Annotated in this window: 20 protein-coding genes and 1 tRNA gene; 12 read left to right on the forward strand and 9 right to left on the reverse strand. The window is 58.4% G+C overall.

What is annotated here, in order from left to right:
• Positions 1–41: 41 nt before the first annotated feature.
• Together JOE39_RS01310 and JOE39_RS26500 are read right to left on the reverse strand one after the other, a co-directional pair.
• On the reverse strand, positions 42–680 hold the full coding sequence (locus tag JOE39_RS01310) for an SDR family NAD(P)-dependent oxidoreductase (protein ID WP_348635286.1): 639 nt from the start codon (positions 678–680) through the stop codon (positions 42–44).
• An 8-nt stretch (positions 681–688) separates the two neighbouring features.
• Positions 689–895 carry an SDR family NAD(P)-dependent oxidoreductase gene (locus JOE39_RS26500; RefSeq protein WP_348635288.1) on the reverse strand — a complete coding sequence of 69 codons (207 nt, stop codon included), beginning with the start codon at positions 893–895 and terminating at the stop codon, positions 689–691.
• Positions 896–1218: 323 nt separating this feature from the next.
• Between JOE39_RS26500 and nadA the strand changes: the two genes are divergently transcribed.
• Positions 1219–2277 (forward strand): quinolinate synthase NadA, encoded by a 1059-nt coding sequence (nadA, locus tag JOE39_RS01315; protein ID WP_003345534.1) that lies wholly within the window; start codon positions 1219–1221, stop codon positions 2275–2277.
• Positions 2278–2357: 80 nt separating this feature from the next.
• On the opposite strand, the gene JOE39_RS01320 is transcribed toward nadA, so the two are convergent.
• Positions 2358–3791: a M48 family metalloprotease gene (locus tag JOE39_RS01320; RefSeq protein WP_003409438.1), complete on the reverse strand. Its 1434-nt coding sequence runs from the start codon at positions 3789–3791 to the stop codon at positions 2358–2360.
• Between the two features lie 140 nt (positions 3792–3931).
• Here JOE39_RS01320 and JOE39_RS01325 point away from each other — a divergent pair, with 140 nt between their 5' ends.
• Together JOE39_RS01325 and JOE39_RS01330 are read left to right on the forward strand one after the other, a co-directional pair.
• Complete coding sequence (locus tag JOE39_RS01325; protein WP_210078024.1) at positions 3932–4183, forward strand: sulfurtransferase TusA family protein; 252 nt, start codon at positions 3932–3934, stop codon at positions 4181–4183.
• Positions 4184–4217: 34 nt separating this feature from the next.
• Positions 4218–5288, forward strand: a complete 1071-nt coding sequence (locus JOE39_RS01330; RefSeq protein WP_004406094.1) for an AI-2E family transporter — start codon at positions 4218–4220, stop codon at positions 5286–5288.
• Between the two features lie 66 nt (positions 5289–5354).
• Here the strand turns inward: JOE39_RS01330 and JOE39_RS01335 are convergent, their stop codons facing one another.
• Both JOE39_RS01335 and JOE39_RS01340 read right to left on the reverse strand, forming a co-directional pair.
• Positions 5355–5828 (reverse strand): peroxiredoxin, encoded by a 474-nt coding sequence (locus tag JOE39_RS01335; protein WP_003317382.1) that lies wholly within the window; start codon positions 5826–5828, stop codon positions 5355–5357.
• A gap of 9 nt (positions 5829–5837) precedes the next feature.
• Positions 5838–6401, reverse strand: a complete 564-nt coding sequence (locus JOE39_RS01340; RefSeq protein WP_003317383.1) for a glycine cleavage system protein R — start codon at positions 6399–6401, stop codon at positions 5838–5840.
• Between the two features lie 325 nt (positions 6402–6726).
• Between JOE39_RS01340 and dapA the strand changes: the two genes are divergently transcribed.
• From dapA to JOE39_RS01365, 5 genes are all read left to right on the forward strand, one after another.
• Complete coding sequence (gene dapA / locus JOE39_RS01345; protein ID WP_003317384.1) at positions 6727–7605, forward strand: 4-hydroxy-tetrahydrodipicolinate synthase; 879 nt, start codon at positions 6727–6729, stop codon at positions 7603–7605.
• An 18-nt stretch (positions 7606–7623) separates the two neighbouring features.
• Entirely contained in the window at positions 7624–8742 is a 1119-nt protein-coding gene (gene bamC, locus JOE39_RS01350; RefSeq protein ID WP_003421238.1) for an outer membrane protein assembly factor BamC, read from the forward strand.
• The gene (locus tag JOE39_RS01355; RefSeq protein WP_003421240.1) at positions 8743–9501 is read left to right on the forward strand and encodes an MBL fold metallo-hydrolase; all 759 of its coding nucleotides are present in this window, start codon (positions 8743–8745) and stop codon (positions 9499–9501) included.
• Between the two features lie 28 nt (positions 9502–9529).
• Positions 9530–10240 (forward strand): phosphoribosylaminoimidazolesuccinocarboxamide synthase, encoded by a 711-nt coding sequence (gene purC, locus JOE39_RS01360; protein WP_024661989.1) that lies wholly within the window; start codon positions 9530–9532, stop codon positions 10238–10240.
• Positions 10241–10331: 91 nt separating this feature from the next.
• Positions 10332–10421, forward strand: a tRNA-Ser gene (locus tag JOE39_RS01365).
• A gap of 727 nt (positions 10422–11148) precedes the next feature.
• Here the strand turns inward: JOE39_RS01365 and JOE39_RS01370 are convergent.
• The 3 genes from JOE39_RS01370 to JOE39_RS01380 form a co-directional block, all read right to left on the reverse strand.
• Positions 11149–11460 carry a type II toxin-antitoxin system RelE/ParE family toxin gene (locus JOE39_RS01370; protein WP_080343838.1) on the reverse strand — a complete coding sequence of 104 codons (312 nt, stop codon included), beginning with the start codon at positions 11458–11460 and terminating at the stop codon, positions 11149–11151.
• Positions 11438–11686 (reverse strand): ribbon-helix-helix protein, CopG family, encoded by a 249-nt coding sequence (locus JOE39_RS01375; RefSeq protein ID WP_161420775.1) that lies wholly within the window; start codon positions 11684–11686, stop codon positions 11438–11440. Before JOE39_RS01375 ends, JOE39_RS01370 begins: the two co-directional genes overlap by 23 nt.
• A gap of 331 nt (positions 11687–12017) precedes the next feature.
• Entirely contained in the window at positions 12018–13139 is a 1122-nt protein-coding gene (locus tag JOE39_RS01380) for an alkene reductase (protein WP_122242375.1), read from the reverse strand.
• Positions 13140–13471: 332 nt separating this feature from the next.
• On the opposite strand from JOE39_RS01380, the gene JOE39_RS01385 reads away from it, so the two are divergent.
• The gene (locus JOE39_RS01385; RefSeq protein WP_161420776.1) at positions 13472–14401 is read left to right on the forward strand and encodes a LysR substrate-binding domain-containing protein; all 930 of its coding nucleotides are present in this window, start codon (positions 13472–13474) and stop codon (positions 14399–14401) included.
• Between the two features lie 69 nt (positions 14402–14470).
• Here the strand turns inward: JOE39_RS01385 and JOE39_RS01390 are convergent, their stop codons facing one another.
• Positions 14471–15439, reverse strand: coding sequence for an LLM class oxidoreductase (locus JOE39_RS01390; RefSeq protein ID WP_209996742.1), 969 nt, complete (start codon positions 15437–15439; stop codon positions 14471–14473).
• A gap of 297 nt (positions 15440–15736) precedes the next feature.
• Here JOE39_RS01390 and gvpU point away from each other — a divergent pair, with 297 nt between their 5' ends.
• The 3 genes from gvpU to JOE39_RS01405 all read left to right on the forward strand — a co-directional run bounded on the left by gvpU (position 15737) and on the right by JOE39_RS01405 (position 20095).
• Positions 15737–16219, forward strand: a complete 483-nt coding sequence (gene gvpU / locus JOE39_RS01395; RefSeq protein WP_003345567.1) for a gas vesicle accessory protein GvpU — start codon at positions 15737–15739, stop codon at positions 16217–16219.
• Between the two features lie 312 nt (positions 16220–16531).
• On the forward strand, positions 16532–18223 hold the full coding sequence (locus tag JOE39_RS01400; RefSeq protein WP_209996740.1) for an NAD-dependent malic enzyme: 1692 nt from the start codon (positions 16532–16534) through the stop codon (positions 18221–18223).
• A gap of 231 nt (positions 18224–18454) precedes the next feature.
• Positions 18455–20095: a phosphoethanolamine--lipid A transferase gene (locus JOE39_RS01405; protein WP_032658528.1), complete on the forward strand. Its 1641-nt coding sequence runs from the start codon at positions 18455–18457 to the stop codon at positions 20093–20095.
• The last annotated feature ends 171 nt before the right edge of the window (positions 20096–20266 follow it).

Here is a 20266-nt window from a genome sequence, read left to right on the forward strand (position 1 = left end):
CATCATCGTCCCTGCCTGGCAGCCGTGCAGTGCTCAGCACCTCACTCTTTCGGAAAGTCCGCGCCGGTGCTGATGTCACGAACCTGCTCGATCTGCTTCAAGCGTGCCTGACGATCAGCCACCACGGCGTCATATCCCCAGCTGCCCAATACAAGATGACGCGGCACATTGGCTTTTTGGGTCAGGGCGATCATCGCCTCTGCGGCGCGTACCGGGTCCCCGGCCTGATTGCCGCTCGATTGCCTGGTCGACTGCAGACGCTTGGTGGCAGTGTCCTTGTAGTCGTCGATGCGCGATGGCGTCTGGCGTAGTGAGCGTCCCGCCCAGTCGGTGCGAAACGGCCCCGGCTCTACGCACGTGACGGAAATCCCCAGTGGCTTGACCTCCGCGAGCAGCGCGTCGGAAAAACCTTCGACGGCGTGCTTGGAGGCTGCGTAGTAGCCTGATCCCGGAAAGCCGATCAGGCCGGCAACCGAAGTGATATTGATGATGTGGCCGCTGCGTTGCTCACGCATGATCGGCAGCACGGCGCGGGTGATGGCGAACAGACCAAACACGTTGGCATCGAACTGGGCACGGATTTCAGCGTCTTCGCCTTCTTCGATCGAGCTCTGATAACCGTAACCTGCGTTGTTGACCAGCACGTCGATTTTGCCGAACTGCGACTTCGCGGCGGCCACGGCGGCTTCTATCTGGTCTGCCTTGCTGACGTCGAGGTCGACAGCCAGTACCTGGCCTTGCGTGCCTCGGCCAGGTCAGCGACTCGCGACTTGTCCCTGGCCGTTGCGACGAGACGCCAGCCGCGAGCGATGACGAGTTTGGCCAGTTCGCGGCCGAAGCCGGTGGAGCAGCCGGTGATGAGCCACACCGGGGTATTGGTCGATTCGCTTGCCATGTCATTTTCTCCTTCATAAGGGGGACTGATGCTTGTGACAGGGCATAACGGGTGTCGTTTCATTGAGTCGCCGGTCGGAATCACGCCTCGGCAAGCGGGTTTTCAGGAACGCTTCTCATCGCTGCCTGCTGAGCCAGAAACAGCTGTTAAATCAGTTTTTTGGCGCTAGAATCGGCGCGCCTTAAGAAGTCTGGCCGATATCCACCGGATATCAGCCATAAGCCTTGGTGCAGATGGCGCAGCCTCTGTCAGGCTTTTTTTATTGCCTGTATTTCGGGTGTAAACTTGCCTTTCGCGCACTGGCGCTTTCAGGTCCCGTGAACATGACACAGATCTCCGAACGTTTCCTGGTGCAGGCGCATCTTGATGCCAAACAGCCCAGGACGTTGAGCCCGGCAGAGCAGGCGCGTTACCGTGCCGACATTGCTGAGGAACTCAAGAAGCAGGACGCCGTGCTGGTCGCTCACTATTATTGTGATCCGGTTATCCAGGCGCTGGCCGAGGAAACCGGTGGTTGCGTGGCCGACTCTCTGGAAATGGCGCGCTTCAGCAATAACCATGCGGCCAGCACTGTGCTGGTGGCGGGTGTACGTTTCATGGGCGAAACCGCGAAAATTCTCAACCCGGAAAAACGCGTGTTCATGCCGACGCTCGAAGCCACCTGCTCGCTCGATGTGGGGTGCCCGGTCGACGAGTTCTCCGCTTTTTGCGATCAGCACCCGGAGCGTACCGTGGTGGTGTATGCCAACACCTCGGCAGCCGTCAAAGCCCGTGCGGACTGGGTGGTAACCTCTGGCTGCGCGCTGGAGATCGTCGAGAGCCTGATGGACAACGGTGAGAAAATCATCTGGGCGCCAGACAAGCACCTGGGTCGTTACATTCAGCGTGAAACCGGTGCCGACATGCTGCTGTGGGACGGTGCCTGCATCGTCCACGAAGAGTTCAAATCCAAGCAGCTCGAAGACATGAAAGCCCTGTACCCCGAGGCGGCGATTCTGGTTCACCCGGAGTCGCCGGAAGCAGTCATCGAGCTGGCTGACGTGGTCGGCTCCACCAGTCAGATGATTGCCGCAGCGCAACGCTTGCCCAACAAGACGTTCATCGTCGCCACTGACCGGGGCATCTTCTACAAGATGCAGCAGCTGTGCCCGGACAAGATCTTCATCGAGGCGCCTACGGCCGGCAACGGCGCGGCGTGCCGGAGCTGTGCACATTGCCCGTGGATGGCGATGAATACGCTTGAGCGTACCTTGCAGTGCCTGCGTGAGGGCAGTAACGAGATAGTCGTCGACCCGGCGCTGATCCCCAATGCCGTGCGTCCATTGCAGCGCATGCTGGACTTCACCCAGGCTGCGCGCTTGCGACAGGCAGGCAACGCCTGACAGCAGTGATGAAAAAGCCCGACTAAAGTGTCGGGCTTTTTCATTGCCGGTCGTATCGGGCGCCTCGCGGCGCCGGACGATCAGTTCATCATGTCCTTGACCATCCGCTCCTGCTCGATCAAATCCTTTTGCCGCGCATCGATACGTGATGCCAGCTGAAAATTATTGGCCGCACGGCGTTTAGCGAAGTCCAGTTGCTGGATCGCCTGACGGAAATCGCCGACCAGCGCAAAGTATTCGGCGCGCGCCTGATGCAGGCCGATGGTGTTGCCGTTCAGGCCACGCGTTTCCGCCACGACGTACCAGATGTCCGGATCATCCGGGCGGGTCTTGAGCAGCGCTTCAAGGCTTTTCTCGGCTTCGGCGGTGCGGTTCTGCTTGAGCAGCACGTCGATACGCACGTCATTGAGCGGATAATTGCCGGGGTACAGCGTCAGCATGCGATCGACACGCTGCTGCGCATCGGCCAGCCGGTTATTGGTGATGTCCAGGTCGATCTGCGTCAGGTTATAGGTAATGTCGTTCGGCGCTTTTTCGAGCAGTGGCTTGAGGGTTTCCCTGGCCTCGTTCAGTTGTCCGCCCTTGATCTGCGCGATGGCCAGGCCATAGCGCGCCGGATCGGATTTCGGGTTTTCAACCAGTTGCGCACGGAAGCGTTTGGCGGCGATGCCTGGGGTTTCTTCATAGATCAGTGCCACACGGGCGCGCATCAGTTGATACAGCAGGCTGTCTTCCTTGCCGCCCGGTTTGGCCTGCTCGGCACGGTTGCGTGTATCGGCGATCCGCGACTCGCTGACCGGGTGAGTCAGCAAAAACTCCGGAGGCCTGGCGTCGAATCGATATTGGCGCATGAGGCGTTCGAACATGGTTGGCATGTTGCGCGGGTCATAACCGGCCTTCTCCAGGTTGAGAATGCCGATGCGGTCAGCCTCCTGCTCGTTCTGGCGCGAAAAGCGCCGTTGTTCCTGGATCGCGGCAGCCTGTGAGCCGGCGATGGTGGCGATACCCGCATCACCGGCACCTGCGGCTGCCATGACGATACCCGCCAGCATCGCGGCCATGACCGGCACTTGCATGCGCTGCTGGGCCTCGATGCCCCTGGCGAAGTGGCGCTGCGACAAGTGAGCCAGTTCGTGAGCCAGTACCGAGGCATACTCGCCCTCGGTCTGAGCATTGAGAAACAGACCACCGTTGACGCCGATGATGCCGCCGGGTGCGGCAAAGGCGTTGAGTTGCGGGCTGTTGATCAGGATGAATTCAAGCCGCCGGTCCTGAACCTGACTGGTCTCGGCCAGGCTGTAGACCGAAGTTTCGACGTAGTCCTTGAGCTGCGGGTCCGACAGCTGCGCCACTTGGCCGCGCAGCAACCCCAGCCACGCACGGCCCAGACGGTGCTCTTGTTCGGGGGAGACAATCGAGGAGCTGGCGTCACCAAGCGAGGGGAGGTCATCCGCCATGCCGTGTGTAGCGAACAGGCAGGCTAGGGTGAGCAGTGTAGGACGCAAAAAATTCATGCACGAAGCTCTGGTCAGAAGAACCTGTACTGTAGCTGGCTCGATGGCGTGCTGACCAGAGTGAGGTATTCTTGCCGCCTTGTTCGTCCTGCCTTTTCGGACCTGCTTTGTAATTCGATGTGTCCGCCTGGAGATAAACGATGTCTGACGCTGTAGAGCGCCCCGAGGCCTGTGACGCCGAACTGGATGCCAGTGGTCTCAACTGTCCGCTGCCCCTGCTGAAAGCCAAGATGGAGCTCAACCGCCTGGCCAGCGGCGCGGTGCTGAAAGTAATTGCCACCGATGCCGGTTCGCAGCGCGATTTTCGAACCTTTGCCAGGCTCGCCGGGCATGAGTTGCTGCATGAAGAGGTCGATGTCGGCATTTATCGTTACTGGCTGCGTAAGGCCTGACCCACTGCCGCGTTTTTTCTGAAAAGGATGTTTGATGTTCAATGTGCTTCGCAATTGGGTGCAACGCTACTTCTCTGACGAGGAGGCGGTGGTCCTGGCGGTTTTGCTGTTTCTGGCGTTCACCCTTGTCCTGACGCTGGGCGGCATGCTGGCGCCGGTCATCGCCGGTCTGGTGCTGGCATTTCTGATGCACGGCCTGGTCAGTGTTCTGGAACGCCTGCGCATGCCCGAAATGGCCGCCGTCGGTCTGGTGTTCACCCTGTTCATCGGCGTATTGCTGGTGTTCCTGCTGGTATTGGTGCCGCTGCTCTGGCACCAGCTGATCACCTTGTTCAACGAAGCCCCGGGCATGCTTGCCAAATGGCAATCGGTGCTGCTGTTGCTGCCCGAGCGTTACCCGCATCTGGTGTCCGACGAGCAAGTGCTGCTGGCCATCGAGGTTGCCCGTGGTGAAGTGGGCAAGATCGGCCAGTTGGCGCTGACGTTCTCGATTTCCAGCCTGCCGTTGCTGGTTAACCTGATGATCTATCTGGTGCTGGTGCCGATTCTGGTGTTCTTCTTCCTCAAGGATCGGCACATGATCGGCCGCTGGGCGCGCGGCTATTTACCCCGTGAGCGTGCCCTGATCAACCGGGTGGCGGATGAGATGAAGCGCCAGATTGCCAATTACATTCGCGGCAAGGTCATCGAGATTTTCATCTGTGGCGGCGTGACCTACATCGCTTTTGCCGCGCTAGGACTCAATTACGCGGCGCTGCTGGCAATGCTGGTCGGTATATCGGTGGTCGTGCCTTATGTCGGCGCGGTAGTGGTCACCGTGCCTGTGGCGTTGATCGGTCTGTTCCAGTGGGGCTGGGGCGATCAGTTCATCTACCTGATGATCGCTCACGGCATCATTCAGGCGCTGGATGGCAACGTACTGGTGCCGCTGCTGTTTTCCGAGGCCGTCAATCTGCACCCGGTCGCAATCATCTGCGCCGTGCTGCTGTTCGGTGGGCTGTGGGGGTTTTGGGGGATTTTCTTTGCGATTCCGCTGGCCACGCTGTTCAAGGCCGTGCTCGACGCCTGGCCACGCAATGAGCCGACGGTGGCTCCGCTGCTTTGACGCGATAGTCACAGCCGCAGCGCTGAATCGCTGCGGCACCTTGCGCGCCGCAGCGGGGCACGTTGCTCAGCCTTTGTTCAGGGCTTCGGCCTGTGCCAATACTTCAGCCACATGGCCAGGCACTTTCACGCCGCGCCATTCCTGACGCAGTACGCCTTCCTTGTCGATCAGGAAGGTGCTGCGGTCGACGCCCAGGTATTCCTTGCCGTAGAGCTTCTTGAGCTTGATGACGTCGAACAGCTGGCAGACGGCTTCGTCCTTGTCCGATATCAGCTCGAACGGGAAAGACTGCTTGGCCTTGAAGTTTTCGTGGGTCTTCAGGCTGTCGCGGGAAACACCGAGGACAACCGTGTTGGCTGCCTGAAACTGCGCGATATGGTCACGAAAGTCCTGGCCCTGCGTGGTGCAGCCGGGCGTGTTGTCTTTCGGGTAAAAATAAATGACGACCTGCTGACCCTTGAGCGCAGACAGTTCGACAGTTTGTCCGCTGGTAGCGGGTGCCTGAAAATCGGGAACCGGATGATCTACTGTGACAGTCATGAGGACTCCTTACATTGGGGCTTGTGGGCGCCAGGGTTCGATCAGTGCGTCCAGATTCAACGCGTCGGCGAAATCGAGGAATTGATCACGCAACCAGCTGATCTGTGTCCCGGCAGGCAGTGTCACCGTAAACGTGGCATTGAGCATGGTGCCGCCGGTCTGCGGGGCCTGATAGGTGTCGCAGATCAGGTTCTCCAGCTCGACGTTGTGGTCGATGAAGAACTGGCACAGCTCATTGATGATGTCCGGGCGGTACGCCGAGCTGACGTACGCCACGTAGGGCAGGGCTTCAGGGCGGTTCTCCAGAGTGGCGCTGCGCACGACGCTGGTCGTGAACGCATGCTTCTTGGAGAGGCTCGACAGACCGGTTTCAAGGCGCGCCAGAGCGTCCCAACTGCCCGACACCTGAAGAATCAGCGCACTGCACTCGCCGTGGCGGGTGAGACGCGAGGTGACGACCGAGCAGCGGTTTTCATGGCTGGCGCGGCACAGGACGTTGGTCAGCTCCATGGGGTTTGCGCCAAGGGCACTGATGACAAGGAATTGTTCGCGAACTGTGGGGGTGGACGACATGCAGCATTCCTAGACGATGAGCGGTCGGTACTTTTTCGGACTTGCGGGGCTGTTTCGACAATCGATGGCGCAAGATTACTTGCCGGGTCCCTCGGCGCCTGGCTCGCATGGATATACCATGACTGGGCTGGAGTGCGCTGGGGCGGGGCTTCTGGCGACAAATTCGACCGATTGAGCGAGGTGCGCAGGTGACCAGTACCGATCAAAGGACGAAGGGTAGCGAAAACCATCGCTCAGGGGAATGCTCAGAGCGCGGTACTTCGCTTGTACAAGGCTGATAGCGCCAGTACCATTACGGCTCTCTTTTTCCGGCAGGAGCGGTTGCATGATTGCGGGCAGTATGGTGGCACTGGTCACACCAATGGATGCACAAGGTCGTCTGGACTGGGACAGCCTGAGCAAACTGGTTGACTTCCACTTGCAAGAGGGCACCCACGCCATTGTTGCCGTAGGCACCACCGGTGAATCGGCGACGCTGGATGTGAACGAACACATCGAAGTCATCCGCCGGGTGGTCACTCAGGTTGCAGGTCGCATTCCGGTCATCGCCGGTACAGGCGCCAATTCGACGCGTGAAGCCGTCGAACTGACCACCAACGCCAAAAATGCGGGTGCCGACGCGTGCCTGCTGGTGACGCCTTACTACAACAAGCCGACTCAGGAAGGCCTGTTCCAGCATTTCAGCCACATCGCCAATGCCGTCGACATTCCGCAGATCCTCTACAACGTGCCGGGCCGTACGGCCTGCGACATGCTGCCAGAGACCGTTGCGCGTCTGTCGACGGTAAAAAACATCGTCGGCATCAAGGAAGCCACCGGCAACCTGCAACGCGCCAAGGACATCCTGGCCAGCGTCAGCAGCGATTTTCTGGTGTACTCCGGCGACGACGCTACAGCAGTCGAATTGATGCTGCTGGGCGGCAAGGGCAATATTTCCGTGACCGCCAACGTTGCACCGCGCGCCATGAGCGATCTGTGCGCAGCGGCCATGCGTGGCGATGCGCAAACGGCCCGGGCGATTCACGAAAAGCTCATGCCGCTCAACAACACCCTGTTCATCGAATCCAACCCTATCCCCGTGAAGTGGGCATTGCATGAAATGGGTTTGATGCCAGACGGTATCCGTCTGCCGCTTACCTGGCTCAGCGAAGCCTGTCATGAACCGCTGCGTCAGGCCATGCGCCAGTCCGGCGTCCTGGTTTAATTGAGGAAGTATCACGCAATGAAGCGATTGGCCGGACTTTCCGCACTTGCTCTTATTATCTCCAGCACCAGCGGTTGCGGTTGGCTCTGGGGCGAAGATGGTTACTTCCGTGATCGCGGCAGTGATTACCTCCAGGCGACCCAGACCCCACCCATGCAGTTGCCTGCCGATGTTACCGGCGTCAAGCGTCTGGATCCTTTGCTGCCGATCCCGCGTAACGTGGCTGACAGCACCCAGAAAGACGGCGAGTACATCGTGCCGCGTCCTCAGCCGCTGGGCACAACTTCCGAGTCGAGCGACTTCAGCCTGCAGAAGAGTGGTGATGCGCACTGGATCCTGGCTCAGCGTCAGCCAGCCGAAGTCTGGCCGGTGGCCCACCAGTATTTCGAAGACAACGGTTTCCGTATCGCCGAAGAGCGTCCACAGACGGGCGAATTCAGCTCCTCGTGGCAGCGCCTCGATGAGCTGTCCGCTTCGGTGGCCAAGCGTCTGAGCGCTGCCGGCGTATCGGCCGACTCGGAAACCCGTGTACGGGTTCGCATCGAGCCGGGCGTGCAGCGCAATACCAGTGAAGTCTACGTGGTCAGCGTCGAGCGTCCTGCCGGCAGCACTGCCGACGTGGCCTTCCCGACACGCACCACCAACCTGGGCCTTGACGCCGCACTGACCGACGATCTGCTGGCCAGCATGGGCCGCAACGCCGAGAAGGGCGGTTCGATTTCCCTGCTGGCGGCACGTGACTACGACACCCCAAGCCGTGTCGCCTTGAGCGAAGACGGCAGCGGCAACCCGGTCTTGAACCTCGGTGCCGATCTGGACCGCGCATGGTCGAGCGTTGGTCGTGCGCTGGATCAGGGCGACTGGCGTGTCGAGGACATCAACCGCAGCCTGGGTCTGTACTACATCAACCTGGCTGAAAAAGCCAAGACGCCTGAAAACGAGCCTGGTTTCTTCGGCCGCATGTTTGGCAGCAAGTCGACCAAGGAAGAGATCGATGCCCGCGCCGAGCGCTATCAGGTCCGCCTGAGCAAGGTCGGTGACAACGTTCAAGTGACCGTCGAGAAGAACATCAACACCGTCGCACCTGCGGATATCGCACGTCGGGTGTTGAGCGTTATTCAAGACAACCTGGGTTAAGTGCGTTTCGCGGTTCTCGGCAGCGGCAGTCGTGGCAACGGCACGCTGGTCGCAAGCAACGATACGTACATACTGGTCGATTGCGGTTTCTCCCTGCGGGAAACCGAGCGGCGCCTGGCTCGTCTGGGCGTCTCGGCAAGCCAGCTGAGCGCCATACTGGTGACCCACGAACATGCCGATCATGTGCATGGCGTGGGTTTGCTGTCGCGGCGCTACAATGTGCCGGTCTACCTCAGCAGCGGGACATTGCGCGGAATGCGCAAGCCGGTGGAGATTACTGGCCTGCTGGCAGGCGGGGAGAGTCTGCAGATCGGCGCACTGGACATCGATGTGGTGTCGGTCGCTCACGATGCACTGGAACCGACGCAGTTCGTCTTCAGTGACGGCAAGCGCCGCTTTGGCCTGCTGACCGACCTTGGCTCTTACTGCTCCAACGTATTACAGCGTTATCAAGGCCTGGATGCCTTGATGATCGAGGCCAATCACTGTCGCGACATGCTTGCCCGAGGCCAGTATCCGGTCTTTCTCAAGCAACGCGTTGGCTGTGAAACCGGTCATTTGAACAACCATCAGGCTGCCAGCCTGGTGAGCGAACTGGGATGGCAGGACCTTCAGCACCTGGTGCTGGCGCATCTCAGCAGCAAGAACAACCTGCCGCACCTGGCCCGGCAATGTTTCGTCGACACCCTCGGGTGCGACCCGGACTGGCTGCAACTGGCCGATCAAGATTCAGGGCTCGACTGGCGACATATCGCCTAGCCCAACTACTTAGCAAGCGGAGCCCATCATGGAAAAACGTGAAGAACTCTACCGCGGCAAAGCCAAATCGGTTTACAAGACCGACGACGCTGACCGCTTGATCCTGCTGTTCCGCAACGACACCTCGGCGTTCGACGGCAAGCGCATCGAACAGCTCGACCGTAAAGGCATGGTGAACAACAAGTTCAACGCCTTCATCATGCAGAAGCTCGAAGAAGCGGGTATTCCCACCCAGTTCGACAAGCTGCTGGGCGACAACGAGTGCCTGGTCAAGAAGCTCGACATGATCCCGGTCGAATGCGTTGTGCGTAACTACGCGGCTGGCAGCCTGGTCAAGCGTCTGGGCATCGAAGAGGGCACCAGGCTCAACCCGTACACCTTCGAACTGTTCCTCAAGGACGACGCCAAGGGCGACCCGTTCATCAACGAATCCCACGTTGTGGCGTTCGGCTGGGGCACTGCCGAGCAACTGGTTCGCATGAAAGAGCTGTCGATCAAGGTCAATGACGTGCTGACCAGACTGTTTGACGACGCCGGCCTGCTGCTGGTCGACTTCAAACTCGAATTCGGCGTATTCCACGGTGAAATCGTCCTCGGCGACGAATTCAGCCCGGACGGCTGCCGCCTCTGGGACAAGGACACCCGCAAGAAAATGGACAAGGACCGCTTCCGCCAGGGTCTGGGCGACGTCATCGAAGCCTACGAAGAAGTCGCAAACCGTCTGGGCGTGCCGCTGTAAGCGGAAAAAACACGCAAGCGCTTGATAGCACGAAAAAAAACAGCAGAAGGGCTTCGCCTTCTGCGTTGATGCTGTTATGATGCGCGCCGTTGGAGAGATGCCAGAGTGGCCGAATGGGACGGATTCGAAATCCGTTGTACCTTCACCGGTACCTAGGGTTCGAATCCCTATCTCTCCGCCATACAAATAAAGACCCGTAGCTGATTCAGCTACGGGTTTTTTTGTGGCCAAAATAACCATCATTCCAGGGCTTCTGGAAATTGGTCCCGCATCCCTGCCTCATTCGGTCGGATTTACGACCTCTTCCGCACGCGATACACGTGCTGCGTAAGTCTTTCTTTCATGTCCCTGCAGCCCGCTGACAGGATTCAGATTGTCGTTCTTGCTCGCAGTCTGGGTCGTATGTCTCTCAATTGGAACGCATTGGTCCGGGCGTTTGGTTGAATGTCACCTTGCTTTCTGGCCGACTCGACTGCAGATGCCTGCAGCGACCACGTCCGCACTGACGGTAACTGGAGCCGGTCGCACTCTCTGGTCTTCGGTCTGACTGAAGCTGCCTGTTTGCGTGTGCTTGCACTGCTGGGTTTGGTCGCCTTAATGGGGATTGGCCTCGCTAGGTGAATGCCGCGCAGATGATCAGTTCAGTGGTCCCGCCTTCCGGTAAATGCGCCCGTAGTCGATAGGCAATGCAGTGGTATTAGATGACCACAGGTGCGTCGGTGCAGACCCGCTCTTTCGCCGTTGGCCGGGAGCGCATCGCAGTAAATGCCAGTAATGACCGAAGCGGATGAGGTTTTTCTATCAGGCTGGCGAGGGTCATCAAGTCGTTCATGCGGCCTTTGGCGCGGTGGTACGGGCATAAACGCAGCTGATGGGGGATGTAAATGGCAGGGCTACAGGCGCGGGGCCTAGCGGAATTGATCCGGGATTTTTGCAGTGTTCAGGCGCTCGTTCCGCTCATGCAGTACGCGAACAATGAATACGACCTGGGTGCGAACCACATAGCTCACTACGAAGGGGTAGCGGGTAAGCACCAGCTCGCGCACGTCCGGGGTTTGGGAAGGGCGTCCCATCCCCGTAAACGTTGCAAGCTGCTCAATGGATTCCAGAATGGTATTTACGGCTTCGTCAGCTCTCTGGTGGCCCATCAGCCCCGCGTAATGCTCATGAATCGCTTCCAGATCGCTATCGGCTTTTTCACTTAGCTCGATTTGCGGCACGTGCTACCCACTTGGCTTTAACGGTTTCCAGATCGATCGTCTTCCCTGCATCGATGTCGGCCAAGCCTTCATCAATGGCTTTCAAATGCCACGCTTCTGCTTCAACGTAGCGAGACAGAGCACGTTTCAGGTGGTACTGACGATCACGGTCCGTGGCAAGGGCAAGCTGGTCGAGCATTTCGACCAAGCCTTCTTCTACTCGGAATGACAGAACAGGCGATGCCATATTGGCCTCCACGGCTGCTAGCTGTAAACAATGTATACAAAAAATTAAACGGTATACTCAGTGTACTTGCTCACGCACGGGGTCTGTCAATGTTCAGTCAAAACAGATTTTACTGAGAGTTTACTTTTATCGGCTTCTCATCCGTCTAGCGGTTCAGTCAGATGCCGTACAAGCCTATCCCTGAGGACTTCCAACTCGTCGTCATTCAGACCCAACTGCTCACGGCAAGGATATGGCTGCGCTGACACAGTTGCCCGTGCCCGGCTGAAAGGCAGCTTTCACCGCGAGACCAGCCGAGACACCGCTCGAACGCGGCGTCCCGGCCAGTAGATCAAGCGCGGTAGGGCGCGTAGTCGATGTAGCCGTGCGCATCGCCACCGTAGTAGGTGTCACGGTCCGGGGTCGTCAGTGGCCAGCCGTTTTTCAGGCGGGCGACCAGGTCGGGGTTGCCGATGAAAGGCTGGCCAAACGCAGCAAGGTCGATCAGGTTTTCTTCCAGCAGCGCATCAGCGCGTTCACGGGTCATGTCGCCGGCGAGGATCAGCGCGGTGTTGCCCAGTTCGGCCTTGCAGTGCTTGAGCAGTTTGCGTAATGCCTGCTCCTGCGCGGCGGAGCTTTCGCCGGCCATGAAGAAGTGCGTCTGGTCCATGACGTGTACATAGGCGATGCCGCGTTCGCGCATGCCTGCACACAGCGCCGAGTAGGTTTCGTCGATCTCCGGGTAGAGCGGCATATCGAACAACTGACCATAGGGCGAGATGCGAATCCCAACGCGGTCGGCACCGATTCTGGCACAGGCGGCATCGACCACTTCGAAGACGAAGCGCAGGCGATCTTGCAGGTTGCTCGCGCCGTACTGGTCGGTGCGATCGTTGACCAGCGGGTTGAGGAACTGCTCCAGCAGGTAACCATTGGCGCCGTGAATTTCCACGCCGTCGAAACCGGCGTCGATCGCATTCTGCGCGGCCTGGGCGAAATCCTCGACGACTCGCGCCACTTCTTCGGTGGTGAGTGGGCGCGGCACGGAGGTAGGCACGAAGCCGGGTTCGCCGTCTTCGTCATAAGCGAATGCGACTGCGCCCTGTGCTTGTTTGGTGGTGGCGCTGACCGGTGCTTGGCCGTCGATCTGGATCGAGGTATGGGACACGCGGCCAACATGCCAGAGCTGCGCGAACATGTGACCACCGACGCTGTGGACCGAGTCCGTCACCAGCTTCCAACCCTGGATCTGCTCCGGTGTATAGATGCCTGGATTGAACAGGTAGCCCTGGCCTTCACGGGAGATCGGCGTACCTTCCGACACGATCAGGCCGGCGGTGCCGCGCTGGGTGTAATGCAGCGCGATCTGTTCGGTGGCGATGTCCTCGGGGGCACGCGAGCGGGTCATGGGCGCCATGACGACGCGGTTGCTGAGGGTCGTGTTGCCGAGTTTGAATTCGTTGAACAGAGTCAAGGCAGTCTCTCCTGTGGAGGGGGAATTAAAAGGACAATGACGGCAGCAGCCTTGGGGAAGGCGGCTGTCAGGGGATGACTGGCGACGCGTCAGCAGCAGCGCAACGATCACTCCGAAGCCCATTAGCCACCCGCCAACTTGCCCAGCAGGGATGTTGCGAACGCCATCATCAGGACTGATAGTCCGAGCGTTAGGTGTTGTCCGGGGCCAGTGCAGCGCTGTATGAGGCTTAACTCCGAACAGGTTTTGACATAGTCTATTGGAGAAATGGCGTTTTATTTTTGCTGGTTTCTATCAAGTGAGTGGAATGGAATTCAATAATCGGAGCGTTTATGTTTTCCTCTGAGCGACTCAAGGGTATCGATGTGTTCGTCATCGTCGCCGACATGGGCAGCTTCACGGCCGCAGCTGAACGGTTGAACCTGACCAACTCGGCGATCAGCAAGAGCATTGCGCGATTGGAAGGGCGTCTGCGCACCCGGTTGTTTCAGCGCACCACGCGTCGGCTGTCGCTCACCGAGGCAGGGGAAACCTTTTACCGTACCTGCACAACGGTCCTTTCGGATCTGGAGGAAGTCGAGATTGCGCTGACCTCAACCCAGACCGAGCCACAGGGCAAGGTGCGTATTGATTTGCCAGCTTCGTATGGGCGTTTACATGTCCTGCCGTTGATTCTTGATTTCATGAAGCAGCACCCCAGGTTGCAGCCCCATGTGTCTTTTTCCGATCGCTACGTCGACCCGGTGCACGAGGGCATCGATATCGTCGTCAGGATCGGTGGTTCAGATGCCTGGCCAGCCGCCATGGCTCACCAGTTTTTTGGAACGCAGAAGCTGATTTTCTGCGCGTCACCCGAGTATGTGAACCAACACGGCGAGCCCAAAACGGTGTCGGACCTCGATGACCACCAGTGCATCGGCTATGGGCAAAATGACGGTATGGCGATCCCCTGGTATTTCAAGGGCCGCCAAGCGGGGGACATGGAGCGCAGGATCATGCATCCGCACATTGCCGTGGGAGACGGAGAGGGTGAGGTAATGGCAGTGTTGGCGGGGCTTGGCATCGCTCAGCTACCGACCTGGCTGGTCCAGTGTCATCTCAATAGCGGCAGACTGGTGGAGGTGCTGCCGGATCTTGCTACCGAAGGCCTTCCGATGAATCTTGTCTGGCTTCGAAGTCGCGAGGCGCTGCCAAAAGTCAGCGCGCTGGTCGCCTACCTGGGAGCCAATCTCACGCCTGCCGGGCGTGTTGAGCGGGCTTGAATAATCATCGAATCGGGGATGATCGCAAAGCCGCTTACAACACAGAAGCGCGAAGCTGTCCCTGTCTCCTCAGCCTGACGTAATGGAAAACTGGGGGAGGATGTGCTCCTGGAGTTCATCGATCACCTCCACAGAGGGACGCCGCGTGGGCTTGAGGTTCAATGCGACATGATTGATCCCGGCTTCGCGTTGCCGTGAGAAGAAGTCTTTCAACGCCTTTCGACCGCCCTTCAGCACTCGACCCGTTTGTAGCGGCGCGTCAGGATTGGCGTCGAGATCGAACATCGCGCCGTAGCCGAAAGGGACGAATCCCCTGGAAGCGGTTGCCTCACGCCAATGCGGCACAGCCTCCGGCATGCGCAGCGCGTCGCCATGCCAGATCCAGGCATCTACATTGGCCGCGAGCCACTCCAGGCTCTGTCCAGCGCGACCGATAGCAATGATAGGGACCCGTTGAGCTGCGGGTTTGGGTACCAGATCGATATCGCCCCGCAACTGGCCGAAATGCTGTGTCTTCAGGCGCGGAAATGACTCTGAAATCAGCGTTTTGATCAGCGTTAGCGCTTCCCGATAGCGTTCCGCTCGGCTGGCAAAGTCGACCCCGAAAGCCGGGTACTCTGTTGCCCGGTCACCCGAAGCCATGCCAGCGAGAAAGCGGCCTCCCAAGAGTTGGTCCGCCGTAGCGATCTGCTTGGCAGTGATGACCGGCTCTCGCAACGGGCTGACGATGCCGGCAGTGCCGATGGCGATTCTATGAGTGAGCGCTGCCAGCCAGCCTGCGTACACCAGCGGATCGAGGACCTGGCCGGTATCGCCGAATGACGGGTCGTAAAACGGCACATCGCGCAGCCACAGTGCCGCAGCATCGCTCTGATCGAGGCGCTGCACGATCTCGGCCTGGTCCTCCAGGCTGGGAAAAGGGCCGTCAGGATAGCCGCGCGCGGGCGAGATGAATCCGATGGTCAACTGATCGGGCTGGAATGTACCGCTGAACACCGTATGGTTCTCCAGGCCGAGCGATTGATTGTTCTGAGTCATCGTTTTACTCCGTTTCGGAAATCGATCATTCGATTCTATAGATGACCTTTAGGCGGATCTCCGATCTTTTGGATCAGTCATTGTGAAAAAAAATCACCAATATTCGGTCTGCAACACTTAACCGAGCCACTGGCATCCCGCGCAGATTAGAAACACTGTCATCATCCTCCTGCGAAATCGTCTGGTTTCACACGTCCCCCTTGGCGATTCGCAAACTAATCCTGCCTCCCGGTTTCGCTTTCGCCCGATCTGATCTATACCTTGGGTTCAACGTTTTGTGAGGCGAGGAGCTTTCAGATGTCAGACGCAGATCAGGTACAAAAGTCGCAACCTTCTCCCAGCCAGAGCCACGATGACGTGATTGCTCAGTTCAAGTGGCAGGGCAAGCAGATCGACTGGTTGCTGCAATGGCTGGTCAAGTTTGTTGCCAACACCAAGGTTGAGATGGGCGTGACGCTGTCGGTGGGCGGGAATCTGGTTTCCGGGCATCTGATTTCTCACGATGCGTATTTCGAGCAGTTGGCCGACGATATCTCGGCACCGTTCAGCTCGTTCGCCAACGGTACTGACGCGACCATGAAAGAGATGATCCTGTCCTTCAAGCCCGGTGAGTCGTCTGAAGACACTCCGGCCTTCCATTTCCTTCACCTGAAGGACTGCCGCACCTACTCTACTGACGGCAACCCGATTTGTGATGCCGGTGTGCTGTGGCGGGGCCGGATCTCGGCCGTCGATGGGTTCACCATCGGGCTTATCGCCGAAAAGCCTGACGCAGCCTGACCCTTTGAAGCCTCGACGTCCGTCGGGGCTTTTTCACTCAGTCTCATGATCGCTTCCGGAGTGCTGAATGCACTGGCTGGTCATGGGACGCTGCGTCTGTAATAGCGTCACTTAGCCACTCTTTGCGCGACAAAATGTCGCAAGCCAAGGTCAGGCGAGTAATATGTTCGCCCTGACCTTATCTGCCGAATGGTTTTCGGCATGGCCTGATAGAGAGCTGGCGACAAGAAAAAACAACAAGAACTGAGCCAGGCTGCCCGCCCCGGTCGACATAAAGAATTAATGAGTAGACGAAAAAGGCGATTAGAGAAAATGACCAAAACTTCGCGACCTTTGTACATTTCCTACGCAGGACCCTCACTGCTGGAAATGCCCCTGCTGAACAAAGGCAGTGCCTTCACCCCGCAAGAGCGGGTCGAATTCAATCTGATCGGGCTCCTGCCGCAGAACGTAGAGACGATCGAAGAGCAAGTCACCCGGGTCTATAGTCAGTACAAACAGTGTGCCAGCGACCTGGACAAGCATATTTACCTGCGCTCCATCCAGGACAACAACGAAACCCTGTTTTTCCGCCTGCTCGACTCCCACCTGGACGAGATGCTGCCGATCATCTACACGCCGACGGTGGGGCAGGCCTGTCAGGAATTCTCCAAGATCTACCGCACGCATCGCGGCCTGTTCATTTCCTACCCTGAGCGCGACCGCATCGATGACATTTTGCGCAGCGCGACCAAGGACCGGATCAAGATCATTGTCGTGACCGACAGCGAGCGAATTCTCGGTCTGGGCGATCAGGGCATCGGCGGCATGGGCATCCCGATCGGCAAACTGTCGCTGTACACCGCGTGTGGCGGGATCAGCCCGGCGTACACGTTACCGATCGTGCTGGATGTCGGCACCAACAACCGTGAGCTGCTGGACGACCCGATGTACATGGGCTGGCGTCACGAGCGGGTATCGGGCAAGGAATACGAAGACTTCATCGCGCTGTTCATCGACGCGGTGCAGCGTCGCTGGCCGGACGTGCTGCTGCAGTTCGAAGATTTTGCCCAGTCCAACGCCATGCCGCTGCTCGAAAAGTACCGCGACGAACTGTGCTGCTTCAACGATGACATCCAGGGCACCGCGTCGGTTGCCGTGGGGACGTTGCTGGCAGCCTGCAAGGCCAAAAATGAAACCCTCGGCCAGCAGAAGGTGGTGTTTGTCGGTGCCGGTTCGGCAGGCTGCGGGATTGCCGAGCACATCATCGCAGCGATGCGCATCGAAGGTCTGAGCGAAAGCGAAGCGCGCAAACGTATCTTCATGGTTGATCGTTTCGGCCTGTTGATCGAAGGCATGGACAATTTGCTCGACTTCCAGAAACGACTGGCGCAAAAGACTGCCGACGTGTCTGGCTGGACTGCCGGCTCGGAAGCCTTCCCGCAATTGCTCGATGTAGTCACCCACGCCGGGGCCACCGTGATGATCGGTGTGTCCGGGCAGCGCGGTCTGTTCACCGAGCAAGTGATTCGCGAACTGCACAAGCATTGCGCCAAACCCCTGGTAATGCCACTGTCCAATCCGACGTCCAAAGTGGAAGCCACTCCGGAAGAAATCCTGCGCTGGACCGACGGCAATGCACTGGTAGCCACCGGGAGTCCGTTTGCGCCAGTGGAAATCAACGGTCGCACGGTGCACATCGCGCAGTGCAACAACTCCTACATCTTTCCGGGCATCGGCCTCGGCGTGGTGGCCTGCAAGGCATCGCGCATCACTGACCGGATGCTCATGGCGGCGTCCAATGCGCTGGCCGAGTGCTCGCCGATGGTGACAGGGAAGGGTGATGCGGTGTTGCCGCCGCTCAAGGAAATCCAGCAGGTCAGCCGCAAGATCGCCCTGGCTGTGGCCAGGGAAGCGCAAGCCGAAGGGCTGGCACTGGAAACCACCGAAGAGGCGCTGCTTGAGGCCATCGAGCGCAATTTCTGGTTGCCGGGCTATCGGGCCTATCGTCGTCGCTCGGTCTGATCAGGCGCGTTTGAACGGCTGATGTCTCCGCAAGCTTGCTTGCGGAGACACGCTGCTCGCAAATGCGTTAATGCTGCAACGCATTTCTTTACAGTGAAATAAGCTTCATTCAACCCAATCCTCTCACCGTTTTCACATAAAATTGATGATGCGCTGCCTACAGTGCGCGCCATTGGGGCGTTCACTGGCTCCTGAATGCCCGATGCATATTAATTCGATAAGCAGACCACGATGCCGACACCCAGAACTGTTCGTCCAGAGGTTGTAACCCTACTTGCCAGTGCGTTTCTGTTACTGGGTTTCAATATCAATCTCTGGCAGCATCTTTTCTCGATTACCAGCGCCGATAGCAAAGGGTTGGCCATGCGCTTTGCGTTTGGCTTGATGATTTTCTGCGTGTTCAATATCGTTTTGACGCTGTTGGCATTCCGTCGTGTGTTTAAACCGGTGTTGATCAGTCTGTTTATGATCAGCGCGGGGGTGGTTTATTTCATGACCGAATACGGGGTCATGATCGACGCCGGCATGTTTCGAAACTTCGCCGAAACCAACGTGACGGAAGTGCAGGGGCTGCTGTCTTTAAAACTGGCCTTGTATATCCTTCTGCTGGGCGTAGTGCCCTCGTTGATCCTCTGGAAACTGCCGATCAGCTACCGTCGCTGGCACCTTGAACTGTTCAGCAAACTGTTGGTGACGGTGGCGTGCTGCGTGGCAATCGGCGGCGTTGCACTGGCCAATTACCAAGGACTGTCGTCATTGTTCCGCAATCACCATGAATTGCGCCTGATGGTCGTGCCAAGCAATTACATTGGTGCGTCGCTGGGCTACCTGAGTGAGCAGGTGATCTCCGCAAGGCGCCCGTTCGTGAAGATCGGCGAGGACGCCAAACGCTCCGCGGACTGGGCCACGCATGCCCGCAAATCCTTGACCGTGCTGGTGGTGGGCGAAAGTGCCCGGGCCGAGAACTTCGGAATCCTTGGCTACGGTCGTAACACCACGCCCAACCTGAACAAGGAAAGCGGGCTGGTGGCGTTTACCGATGTGTATTCCTGCGGCACCGAAACCGCCGTGTCGGTGCCTTGCATGTTTTCCAATATGGGACGCAAGAATTACAACGCTACCCAGGCGCGCAATCAGGAAGGCTTGCTGGATGTACTGAAGCGCGCGGGCATAGACGTGATATGGCGTGACAATCAGGCTGGCTGCAAAGGCACCTGCGATCGAGTGACCTTCCAGGACGTGAGCAATCTCAAGGACCCGCTGTTGTGCAACAACCATGAATGCCGGGACGAGATACTCTTGCAACACCTGCAGACCTTTATCGACAGCCTCGATAAGGACACCGTGCTTGTTCTGCACCAGATGGGCAGCCACGGGCCTGAATACTACAAACGTTACCCAAAAGAGTTTGAAAAGTTTACCCCGGTGTGTGAAAGCAATGCGTTGAACAATTGCAGCCGGGACAGCATCGTCAATGCGTACGACAATACGTTGTTGTACACCGACCATGTACTGGCCACGCTGATTGATCTTTTACGCGCCAATCAAAACAAGGTCGATACCGCCATGGTGTATCTGTCGGACCATGGCGAGTCGCTGGGCGAGTACAATCTGTTCCTGCACGGCACGCCTTATGTGCTGGCGCCTGATCAGCAAAAGCATGTGCCGATGATGGTCTGGTTGTCCGATAACTATCAGAAGTCCTTTGCCGTCACGCCGGAGTGTCTGGCCAAACAACGTAATGCCCCCTTGAGCCAGGACAACCTTTTCCATTCCATGCTCGGCCTGTTAAAAGTCGATACCAAGGTTTATGACCCCAGCCTCGATATGTTTGCCGGGTGCCGCAGCGAGTCGGCGGCCACCGACAAGTAACCACGTGCGCGGCGTTCCGGGTATTGATCGTCCTCTCACGTTATGGGGACGATCATCGGCAGCGCGTCTGCCCGGCAATAGCTCCTCCTGTCCGTCATTTGCATGAAGATGCGCCAGACCCGGACGACAGACGCGCGATAATCTCCCATGACGATATATACTGCGCGCCAT

This window comes from Pseudomonas sp. PvP100, from assembly GCF_017833055.1.
GTDB lineage: Bacteria > Pseudomonadota > Gammaproteobacteria > Pseudomonadales > Pseudomonadaceae > Aquipseudomonas > Aquipseudomonas syringae.

What these genes read in the sequence shown, in the direction of transcription:
- JOE39_RS26500 (WP_348635288.1), bottom strand. Translation starts at nt 895, where the DNA reads ATGGCAAGCGAATCGACCAATACCCCGGTGTGGCTCATCACCGGCTGC.
- nadA (WP_003345534.1), top strand. Translation starts at nt 1,219, where the DNA reads ATGACACAGATCTCCGAACGTTTCCTGGTGCAGGCGCATCTTGATGCC.
- JOE39_RS01320 (WP_003409438.1), bottom strand. Translation starts at nt 3,791, where the DNA reads ATGAATTTTTTGCGTCCTACACTGCTCACCCTAGCCTGCCTGTTCGCT.
- JOE39_RS01325 (WP_210078024.1), top strand. Translation starts at nt 3,932, where the DNA reads ATGTCTGACGCTGTAGAGCGCCCCGAGGCCTGTGACGCCGAACTGGAT.
- JOE39_RS01330 (WP_004406094.1), top strand. Translation starts at nt 4,218, where the DNA reads ATGTTCAATGTGCTTCGCAATTGGGTGCAACGCTACTTCTCTGACGAG.
- JOE39_RS01335 (WP_003317382.1), bottom strand. Translation starts at nt 5,828, where the DNA reads ATGACTGTCACAGTAGATCATCCGGTTCCCGATTTTCAGGCACCCGCT.
- JOE39_RS01340 (WP_003317383.1), bottom strand. Translation starts at nt 6,401, where the DNA reads ATGTCGTCCACCCCCACAGTTCGCGAACAATTCCTTGTCATCAGTGCC.
- dapA (WP_003317384.1), top strand. Translation starts at nt 6,727, where the DNA reads ATGATTGCGGGCAGTATGGTGGCACTGGTCACACCAATGGATGCACAA.
- bamC (WP_003421238.1), top strand. Translation starts at nt 7,624, where the DNA reads ATGAAGCGATTGGCCGGACTTTCCGCACTTGCTCTTATTATCTCCAGC.
- purC (WP_024661989.1), top strand. Translation starts at nt 9,530, where the DNA reads ATGGAAAAACGTGAAGAACTCTACCGCGGCAAAGCCAAATCGGTTTAC.
- JOE39_RS01375 (WP_161420775.1), bottom strand. Translation starts at nt 11,686, where the DNA reads ATGGCATCGCCTGTTCTGTCATTCCGAGTAGAAGAAGGCTTGGTCGAA.
- JOE39_RS01385 (WP_161420776.1), top strand. Translation starts at nt 13,472, where the DNA reads ATGTTTTCCTCTGAGCGACTCAAGGGTATCGATGTGTTCGTCATCGTC.
- JOE39_RS01390 (WP_209996742.1), bottom strand. Translation starts at nt 15,439, where the DNA reads ATGACTCAGAACAATCAATCGCTCGGCCTGGAGAACCATACGGTGTTC.
- gvpU (WP_003345567.1), top strand. Translation starts at nt 15,737, where the DNA reads ATGTCAGACGCAGATCAGGTACAAAAGTCGCAACCTTCTCCCAGCCAG.
- JOE39_RS01400 (WP_209996740.1), top strand. Translation starts at nt 16,532, where the DNA reads ATGACCAAAACTTCGCGACCTTTGTACATTTCCTACGCAGGACCCTCA.
- JOE39_RS01405 (WP_032658528.1), top strand. Translation starts at nt 18,455, where the DNA reads ATGCCGACACCCAGAACTGTTCGTCCAGAGGTTGTAACCCTACTTGCC.